Raw genomic sequence first — 8,244 nt, 5'->3', positions numbered from 1 at the left:
CCTGAGCGAGACTGATCGTCGCCCAAAGTCCGGAACTCCTTGAATACTCAAGGTGTGCTGGATTTAGCGCTTACGCTTCTGGATGCCTACGGGGCCGTAAATAACGTTCTGGTTAAGGTTGACCCCACGAACGCCGCTCACCGTGACGATGACCCGGTCTATCGGCTGGCCCGCTATGCGTATGGTCATACGGGCCTGAGTGGCGACGATGGCCCTCTCGGCGCGGCATGGTACGACGCGCGCACCGGCCTTCGCCTTTACAACGTGGTCGGCTGGCAAATGGCCAACAGGGCTTTCGACTATGGTGCAAAGTTTCGGGCCGTAAGGTGGGACTTCCTCAGGCGCCGTACCGATTTCCTCGGAAGTAAGCAAATCGAGGCCGGCCGCGCGGTTGAGCCTTCCGTGGTACCCGCCGCCGCTAGCTACATCGTTGAGGCTGTCTTGGGGCTAAAGAAGGATGAAGAGGTCGGGGCCACGCAAATCGTCCACGTTGGCGCGGGCGAGATGGCAAGCTCAACGCAAAAACGCATCAAGTAGCCCAGTACATTCATGCGCGGTCCAGCTTGCGCGCCGCCCTTGCGTCATGCACAACGAGACGGTAGGCTCGGCTTCGCTGATTGGCTTGCGGCCATGACCGCGCCCAGCTCCGCCGCGAGTCATCTTCTTTGCTGGCTTTGCCGTTGTCGTCATCGCCTAGTCCGAAAACCCGGTACCGCTGGCTACATGAACCCCAGAAACAACAAAGCCCAACCGGACAGGTTGGGCTTTGTGCTTGAATCTTATGGTGCCGAAGAGAGGAATCGAACCCCCGACCTTCTCATTACGAATGAGCTGCTCTACCGACTGAGCTACTTCGGCCCATCATCCGTTGACAACTGGATGAAGCCCGCAATCATAGCAGCGTTTTTTTTTACTGGGAAGCCCCGGCGCAAAAATTTTGCCGGGAGCCCCCGCAGGGGCGCCGCCAGGTGGCGGCGCGGTCATTCAGGCGGCGTCGTTGGCGGCCAGTGGCGTGGTTTCGGCGCGCTGGCGGAACCAGAGCAGGTAGGCCACGCTGAGCGCCGCCAGGAAGGGGATGCCGGTGAGCAGCGTCATGCGGAAGGCTTCGGTGAACAGGGTGGTCAGCATGATGGCGAGCAACATGCCGGCGCCCAGCAGCGTGAGCACGGGGAAGCCGCGCATGCGGAAGGCCAGGGGGCGGTTGCCGGCGGCGACCCATCGGCGGCGGAAGCGGTAGTGGGTGACGAAGATCATGAACCAGGTGAAGGCCGGCCAGAGGATGCTCAACTGCCCGGATCTCAAGGCGCTTCTGCGCTGTTCTTAGCACGACAGGACATGCTTTGGTCGGTTTCATGTGGGATTCTCTGCGAAAGGACCTAGTAGAAATGGAGGGCGTATGCGCCCTCCGGCACGACCTCGACAAGCGCCGCTCGGCGTGGCTCCGCGCTCGCCGCCCGGCGCAAGGCTTCGCCAGTCGAAACAGCAAGCACTTCGCGCGTCTTGTCGGCGGGCGAATAGGAGTGAGTCAGTGATGCGTGCTGTCGTGTCATTGTGGCTCCAGAAGCAAGCAGCGGTTGCAGGCGTCAGCTATCCACCGGGAATTCCTGTTCAAGCAGAAGCCTTGCGGCCCACGTCCATTGGCTGATTAGCTGCTGTCGTCGCGCAGGGCTGCGGCGAAGCACGCCGGAAATCGCAAGGCCACGGAGAAACTCGAGGCTTATTGCCATTACGGGCGCATACCCCGGCCGGTCGCTAACCTGGGCGAAGACTTCGGCGACGACACGCTCGTTCTCCTTGCGCGCGGGGCGCTCGGCAGCCACGAGTGCAGCACGAAGATCCGGATCGGTGCGTGCAACCGCCCAAAGCTCGAGTTCGGCCATGCATGAAGGCTGCGAGACCGTCGCAGCCAGGGTCTGGATGGCACGCTCGACCGGGTCTGACTGGCCTGTGAGCCGGGCGCGTCTGACGTGTTGACTGTCAATAGAGCGTTCCCTACAGTCAGTCATGACGGTCAGAAATCTCATCCTCTTCCACGACGCAACAACGGAACTTCAAGATGCCAGATTTTTCTACATTGACGATCGAGCAGGATCCGCAATCGCCACGCGTCGCGCGCCTGCTCCTCAATCGGCCGGAGCGGCTAAACGCGATCAACGGCGAGACGCCACGAGAGATTCGAGCCGCCGTCGAATGGGCGCAAGCCAATGACGACGTCCACGTTGTCGTGGTGGAAGGTGCCGGCAAAGGGTTCTGCGGCGGCTACGACCTGGCCGACACCGCGGAGCAGACCATCGAGCACCCATGCCAGCAAGAGACGTATCCTTGGGATCCCATGGTCGACTACGCATACATGAAGCGCAACACCGAAGACTTCATGAGTCTGTGGCGCTGCAGCAAGCCTACGATTGCCAAGGTCCATGGCTATGCGGTTGCCGGCGGCAGCGACATCGCCTTGAGCTGCGACCTGCTGGTGATGGCCGAGGATGCGCGAATCGGTTACATGCCGACGCGCGTCTGGGGCTGTCCGACCACGGCGATGTGGACCTATCGGCTGGGCCCGGCGCGCGCCAAACAGTTGATGTTCACCGGAGACACGATTGACGGGCACACTGCCGCAGCCTGGGGCCTTGCCAATGAGGTCGTTCCCATCGGTGAACTAGAGGCGACGACGCTCAAGCTTGCCAACCGGATTGCCGGCGTTCCGCGCAGCCACCTTGCCATGCACAAGCTGGTGGTCAATCAAGTCATGCTGACAATGGGGCTGGAGCAATCGCAGATGATGGCGACCATGTTCGACGGCATTACACGGCACAACCCGGAGGGACTCTGGTTTCGCCGGTACGCGCAAGTCGAGGGATTCAAGGCGGCGGTGCAATGGCGCGATAGCGGCAAGCCGATACCGGAAGGCGACGAGGCCCGTGCGCTGATTCGCGAGCTGGAAGCAAGGCAGGGCAAATAGTCCCGTGAAGCGTCGTCGGATCAACGCCCCGGATCGGATACCAGTGAAAAGAAAATGGGGGCAGTCACCAGGACTGCCCCCAAATTTTTCAACATATCTTGCTATCGGCTAGCGCCGCGGCGTTGCGTTTCTTCAGGTGCGATGAAGCCGCCGGCGATCAGGCGGCCGGTTTGTCTTCCTGGTGATAACGGGTCGCGCGTTCCACTTCGTTCTTCGAGCCGAGGATCACCGACACGCGCTGGTGCAGCTTCTCAGGCTGGATGTCGAGGATGCGCTCATGGCCGTTGGTGGCGGCGCCGCCGGCTTGCTCGACCAGCATCGCCATCGGGTTGGCTTCGTACATGAGGCGCAGCTTGCCGGGCTTCTCCGGCTCGCGCTTGTCCCACGGGTACATGAAGATGCCGCCGCGCGTGAGGATGCGGTGCACGTCGGCCACCATCGAGGCGATCCAGCGCATGTTGAAGTTCTTGCCGCGCGGGCCTTCGTCGCCGGCCAGGCATTCGTCGATATAGCGGCGTACGGGCGGGGCCCAGTGGCGCATGTTGGACATGTTGATCGCGAATTCCTTGGTGTCTTCCGGGATCGTCACGTCGGATTGCGTCAGCACGAAGCTGCCGGCCTCGCGGTCCAGCGTGAACATGTGCACGCCGTTGCCGACGGTCAACACCAGCGTGGTCTGCGGGCCGTACACGGCGTAGCCGGCGGCGACCTGACGGCTACCGGCCTGCATGAAGTCGGCCTCGGTCACGGTCTGGCCCGGCTTGGGCATGTGCAGCACCGAGAAGATGGTGCCGATCGACACGTTCACGTCGATGTTGGACGAGCCGTCGAGCGGATCGAACAGCAGCAGGTATTCGCCTTTGGGATAGCGGTTCGGGATCTCGTAGATGCTGTCCATTTCCTCGGACGCCATGGCGGCGAGGTGGCCGCCCCATTCATTGGCGTCGAGCAGGACTTCGTTGGCGATCACGTCCAGCTTTTGCTGGGTCTCGCCTTGCACGTTGCCGGTGCCGGCCGAGCCGAGGATGCCGGCGAGGGCGCCCTTGCTGACAGAGTTGGAAATGGCCTTGCAGGCGCGCGCCACCACTTCGATCAGGAGCCGCAGTTCGGGCTCGATCGTGTTGTGCTGGCGCTGCTCCTCGACCAGGTAGCGGGTGAGGCTGATGCGACTCATGGGGATTCTCCTTGAATGGCCGCAATTCTACATGGGCGCCAGCCTGGCAAGCATTGCCACCGGCCGGTGGGGTGCTGTCGGCGGGGCCGGCGCGCGGCGCTGCCGGCCCCGCCCCGGCCCGCCTGGCGCCGACTTACGGCGCCAGCGCCTTGCTCACGATCTCGCGCACATCGCGGGACAGGTCGCTGGCAGCCGCCACCTGTTCCAGCGCGGCGCGCATGCGGTCGCGCAGCGGCAGCGCGTACTTCTGCCAGCGGTCCATCACCCGCGCCAGGCGCGAGGCCACCTGCGGGTTGATGGCGTCCAGCGCCAGCACCTGCTCGGCCCAGAAGGCGTAGCCCGAGCCATCCTCGGCATGGAACTGGGCCGGGTTGGCCGCGCAGAAGCTGAAGATCAGCGAGCGCGCGCGGTTGGGGTTGCGCAGGTTGAAGGCGGGGTGCTGCATCAGCGCGCGCACGGTGTCGATGGTGCGCTTGCCTGCGTGGCCGGCGCCTTGCGGCCCCACGGTGCCGCGCTGCGTGCCTTGCAGCGAGAACCATTTGTCGATCACCAGCGGGTCTTGCTCGAAGCGCTGGTAGAAGTCGGCCAGCGCGGCTTCGCGCCCCGGGGCAAAGGTATTGACCATCGCGCCGAGCGCGGTGAAGCGGTCCGTCATGTTGTCGGCGGCCTTGTATTGCGCTTCGGCCAGCGCCTGCATGGCGGCATCGCCGCTGTCGGCCAGGTAGCCCAGCGCCAGGTTGCGCAGCGCGCGCTTGCCGCCGGACACGGCATCCGGGCTGTAGGCGCCCGGCGTGGCATTGGCTTCGAATGCGGCCAGCCAGTCGGCCTTGAGCGCGCGCGCCAGCGCCTCGCGCATGAACTGGCGGGCGCGGTGGATGGCGGCCGGATCGGCCACGCCCATGCGCTCGGCGAGATACGCTTCGGCCGGCAGTGTCAGTGCCTGTTCGCGGAAGGCGGGACTGAGCTGCTGGTCGTTGAGCACGGTGCGCAGCGCGGCCACCAGCGCCGGCTCGAGCTGGAGCTCGCGGCCGGCCTGGCTCTGGACCACCAGTTGCAGCAGCGCGCGCGTGGTCAGGCGCTGGCCGGCTTCCCAGCGGTTGAACGGATCGCTGTCGTGCGCCAGCAGGAAGGTCAGCTGCGCCTCGCTGTACTCGGCGTCAATGATGACCGGCGCGGAGAAGTCGCGCAGCAGCGAGGCCAGCGGCGGCTCGGCGCCGCGCGGCAGGTTGATGAAGCGGAAGGTCTGCTCGGCCTCGGTGAAGTCCAGCACGCGCGTGGTGGCGCCGGGCTGGCTTTCGCCCTCGAGCTGCAGCGGCAGGTCGGCGCCGCTGGCATCGATCAGGCCCAGCGCAAAGGGAATATGGAAGGGCAGCTTGTCCGGCGTGCCGGGGTGCGTTTCGATGCCGACCTTGGGGCAGCTTTGCGACAGCGTCAGCGCCAGCGTGCCGGTGGCGGCGTCCCACGCGGTGCGCACCGCCACCACCGGCGTGCCGGCCTGGCTGTACCAGCGTCCGAACTGGGTCAGGTCGCGGCCGTTGGCGTCAGCCATGGCGGCGCGGAAGTCGTCGCAGGTGACGGCGTGGCCGTCGTGGCGCTGGAAGTACAGGTCCATGCCCTTGCGGAAACCGTCCCGGCCCAGCAGGGTCTGGTACATGCGCACGACCTCGGCGCCCTTCTCGTACACCGTCACGGTGTAGAAGTTGTTGATCTCCTCGTAGCTGTCCGGGCGCACCGGATGCGCCATGGGGCCGGCGTCCTCGGGGAACTGCACCTGGCGCAGCATGCGCACGTCCTCGATGCGCTTGACCGCGCGCCCGGATTCGGAGCCCATCATGTCGGCCGAGAATTCCTGGTCGCGGAACACCGTCAGGCCTTCCTTGAGCGAGAGCTGGAACCAGTCGCGGCAGGTCACGCGATTGCCGGTCCAGTTGTGGAAGTACTCATGCCCGACCACGGATTCGATATTGCCAAAGTCGGCATCGGTGGCGGTCTCGGCGTTGGCCAGCACGTACTTGGTGTTGAAGATGTTGAGGCCCTTGTTCTCCATCGCGCCCATGTTGAAGTCGCCCACGGCGACGATCATGAAGCGGTCCAGGTCGAGCTCCAGGCCGAAGCGCTGCTCGTCCCAGCGGATCGAGTGGATCAGCGAATCCATGGCGTGGCGCGTCTTGGGCAGGTCTTGCGTCTCCACCCAGACCTGCAGCAGTTTTTCCTTGCCGGAGGCGGACCGGATCCGCTCCTCGATGCATTCCAGCTTGCCGGCCACCAGCGCGAACAGGTAGGCGGGCTTCTTGAATGGGTCTTCCCAGACGGCTTCGTGGCGGCCATCGGGCAGCTCGCGCTCGCTGATCAGGTTGCCGTTGGACAGCAGTACCGGGTAGTCCGCGCGCTGTGCGCGCAACGTGACCCGGAAGGTCGACATCACGTCGGGGCGGTCCAGGTAATAGGTGATCTTGCGGAAGCCCTCGGCTTCGCACTGGGTGAAGAAGTTGCCGTTGGAGACGTAGAGGCCGGACAGCGACGTGTTGGCGGCCGGCTGGCAGGCGGTGACGATTTCCAGGGTGCCGTGCGCGGGCAGCTCGGGCAGGGTCAGGCTGCCGGGCGCCTGCTGCGCGCCTTCCAGCGGCTTGCCGTCGAGGCGGACCCCGACCAGCTCCAGTGCCTCGCCGGCCAGCACCAGCGGGCCGGGTGCCTGGCGCGTGAAGCGCAGGGTATTGGTGACCACGGTGCGCGCCGGATCGAGCTCGAGGTTGAGGTCGACGTGCTCAAAGGCGAAGGCCGGCGGAGTATAGTCTTTGCGATGGACGGTAACGGGCGTGTCGGTGCGCAGCATGAAGGGATCCTGTCCTCTGAGGGCCACTTGGGGCGGCATGGTCGCCATGGTCACGGCAGGGGGGGCAGGGCGGGAAGCCGCTGCCGGGGTCGCGTGCCACGGCACTGAAGAACCCATTGTAGCCAAGCGCGGGCGCCCCGGCTCGGGCGCGCGGCGCTGGTGGCGGATCGCGCCGGAATTCCGAGCGCCCGGCACGGTCTGAGTCACACAATGGACAACGAATCGATGAGGGGCAAGATGCCAAAACAATGGCTGGCGAAGCTTGGTCAGGGCTGGGGCCGGATAGCCGGCGAAGGCTTGCGCGGCAGCCGGCTGATGCTGAGCGCGGCGCTGCTCGGCGCGGCGCTGCTGTCCGGCTGCGCCAGCACCGTCACCACGGAGGTGACGGCGTTCCGCCAGGGCAACTGGCAGAACGATCCGCCGCGCACGTATGCGTTCGATCGGACCGGCGGCCAGGAGGCGCAGCTCGAGGACCAGACCTATGAGCAGTGGCTGGCGCAGGCGCTCTCCGGGGTCGGCTTCGAGCAGGTGGCCCGGCCGCAGGCGCACTACCTGGTCAACATGGAGTACGACAGCAACGCGCGGCTGATGCGGATCCAGGAGACCAATTACGTCGACCCGTGGTCACCCGGCTTTTATCCCGGCCCCTACTGGGGGCCTTACTACCGCCCCTGGGGCCCGTACGGCTGGGGCGGCCCGGGCTACTGGCCGCCGGTGACCACGGTGCGCGATGTGCCTGTCACCCAGTCCACGCTGCGCGTATTCTTCAAGGATGCCGCCACCGGGCGCCGGGTCTACCAGGTCACGGCGAATCACCGAGGCGAGGGTACGTCCCTGCAGGCGGCGATGCCCTACCTGATCCGCAGCGCTTTCGTGCAGTTCCCGGCGGCGGAGAGCGGCCGGCCGAGGCGGGTGACACTGCCGCTGGACCCGAATGACAAGTAGCAGGTAGCAAGCAACCAGCAACAGGCGAGGCATTGCCTGTGCGGCGGTAAAAACTGAATTGCCCGGCGAAAAGCCTTAAAACCCTGGATGCACCCATGGGAGGGGCTTCGCGCCGGGCTTGGGTGAGCTAGAATGACGGCTCGATTTTTCGGCCCGAGCCGCCGGAGCCCGTCTTTGAAAGCTGCAATGGAAGATTCCGGCAAGCACGCCGGATACGACCGGCGCGGCCTTGGCGGGCACTGGCTGGGCCACTTCCTGGACGAGCATAATGACCAGCAAGACCGGCGGTGATGCACCGCAACATGCCCCCAACAGTCCTGAAGCGCAATTGCG

General features: G+C 65.3%; 8 protein-coding genes and 1 tRNA gene. 3 read left to right on the top strand and 6 right to left on the bottom strand.

The features are described 5' to 3' along the window. Nucleotides 1-39: 39 nt before the first annotated feature. Nucleotides 40-537 carry a hypothetical protein gene (locus tag ACGLHR_RS49535; RefSeq protein ID WP_400103200.1) on the top strand — a complete coding sequence of 166 codons (498 nt, stop codon included), beginning with the start codon at nt 40-42 and terminating at the stop codon, nt 535-537. Nucleotides 538-782: 245 nt separating this feature from the next. On the opposite strand, the gene ACGLHR_RS49530 is transcribed toward ACGLHR_RS49535, so the two are convergent. From ACGLHR_RS49530 to ACGLHR_RS49515, 4 genes are all read right to left on the bottom strand, one after another. After that, nucleotides 783-858: transfer RNA gene (locus ACGLHR_RS49530), tRNA-Thr, on the bottom strand. Nucleotides 859-984: 126 nt separating this feature from the next. After that, nucleotides 985-1,287 (bottom strand): hypothetical protein, encoded by a 303-nt coding sequence (locus tag ACGLHR_RS49525; protein WP_400103198.1) that lies wholly within the window; start codon nt 1,285-1,287, stop codon nt 985-987. Between the two features lie 89 nt (nt 1,288-1,376). Further along, entirely contained in the window at nt 1,377-1,550 is a 174-nt protein-coding gene (locus ACGLHR_RS49520) for a hypothetical protein (RefSeq protein ID WP_400103196.1), read from the bottom strand. Between the two features lie 33 nt (nt 1,551-1,583). Then, on the bottom strand, nt 1,584-1,880 hold the full coding sequence (locus ACGLHR_RS49515; RefSeq protein WP_400103194.1) for a hypothetical protein: 297 nt from the start codon (nt 1,878-1,880) through the stop codon (nt 1,584-1,586). A gap of 137 nt (nt 1,881-2,017) precedes the next feature. Here ACGLHR_RS49515 and ACGLHR_RS49510 point away from each other — a divergent pair, with 137 nt between their 5' ends. Next, nucleotides 2,018-2,959: a crotonase/enoyl-CoA hydratase family protein gene (locus tag ACGLHR_RS49510; protein ID WP_400103204.1), complete on the top strand. Its 942-nt coding sequence runs from the start codon at nt 2,018-2,020 to the stop codon at nt 2,957-2,959. A 157-nt stretch (nt 2,960-3,116) separates the two neighbouring features. On the opposite strand, the gene ACGLHR_RS49505 is transcribed toward ACGLHR_RS49510, so the two are convergent. Together ACGLHR_RS49505 and pepN are read right to left on the bottom strand one after the other, a co-directional pair. Beyond that, nucleotides 3,117-4,133 (bottom strand): class 1 fructose-bisphosphatase, encoded by a 1,017-nt coding sequence (locus ACGLHR_RS49505; protein ID WP_400103192.1) that lies wholly within the window; start codon nt 4,131-4,133, stop codon nt 3,117-3,119. A gap of 133 nt (nt 4,134-4,266) precedes the next feature. Further along, entirely contained in the window at nt 4,267-6,966 is a 2,700-nt protein-coding gene (pepN, locus tag ACGLHR_RS49500; protein WP_400103190.1) for an aminopeptidase N, read from the bottom strand. 315 nt (nt 6,967-7,281) lie between these two features. On the opposite strand from pepN, the gene ACGLHR_RS49495 reads away from it, so the two are divergent. Beyond that, nucleotides 7,282-7,911: a DUF4136 domain-containing protein gene (locus tag ACGLHR_RS49495; RefSeq protein ID WP_400103202.1), complete on the top strand. Its 630-nt coding sequence runs from the start codon at nt 7,282-7,284 to the stop codon at nt 7,909-7,911. The last annotated feature ends 333 nt before the right edge of the window (nt 7,912-8,244 follow it).

The organism is Cupriavidus sp. CuC1 (genome assembly GCF_044627735.1).
GTDB classification, from domain to species: domain Bacteria; phylum Pseudomonadota; class Gammaproteobacteria; order Burkholderiales; family Burkholderiaceae; genus Cupriavidus; species Cupriavidus ulmosensis.
This window is presented reverse-complemented; position numbering and strand designations above follow the sequence as displayed.